Genomic DNA, 764 nt, shown 5'->3' with positions numbered 1-764 from the left:
AACGGACATAATAATCAGACTGGAACCACCATAACTGATTAGTGGAAGCGTCAAACCTTTGGTTGGAACAATACCAGCGGCTGCGCCCACATTGACCATGGTTTGAAACGCAAACCAAATACCAATCCCAAACGCTAAGTAACCACCAAACATCTCGCCTTCTTCAAAAGCACGTTTGCCGATATACACAGCTTTAAGTACCAAGCTAAAAATCAACATCAGCACTAAAACGACACCGACGAAACCAAGCTCTTCAGCCAATACCGCAAATACAAAGTCGGTGTGCGCTTCTGGTAGGTATTCCAGTTTTTGAATTGAGTTCCCTAACCCTTGACCAAACCATTCTCCGCGACCAAACGCCATCAAAGATTGAGTCAACTGATAGCCGCTACCGAACGGATCTTCCCATGGGTCAAGAAACGAAGTAACACGGCGCATACGGTACGGTTCTACCAAGATCAAACCGACGACAGCGCCAATACCTGCAATCATCAGGGCCAGGAACTGGGTTAGCTTCGCGCCCGCGATAAATAACATGCCAAACAGAGTAACCAGCATTACAACGACGGTACCCAAGTCCGGCTGACCAAGTAACAAGACGGCGAAGAAAGCAAACACCATGATTGGCTTCATAAAGCCGCCAAAGAAGGTCTGGCGCACTTCATCTTGCTTACGGACTAAATAACCGGACATGAAGATGAACAGCGATAGCTTCGCAACTTCGGCAGGCTGTAAGTTGAACAGACCAAGCGGAATCCAACGAG

1 protein-coding gene is annotated in these 764 nt (G+C 47.6%); it reads right to left on the bottom strand.

The genetic code is table 11. The features are described 5' to 3' along the window. The coding region (locus tag R7O13_RS26350; protein WP_318305140.1) for an FtsW/RodA/SpoVE family cell cycle protein at positions 1-764 on the bottom strand (764 nt) is incomplete at both ends.

Source organism: Vibrio sp. Y176, from assembly GCF_033438945.1.
This window is presented reverse-complemented; position numbering and strand designations above follow the sequence as displayed.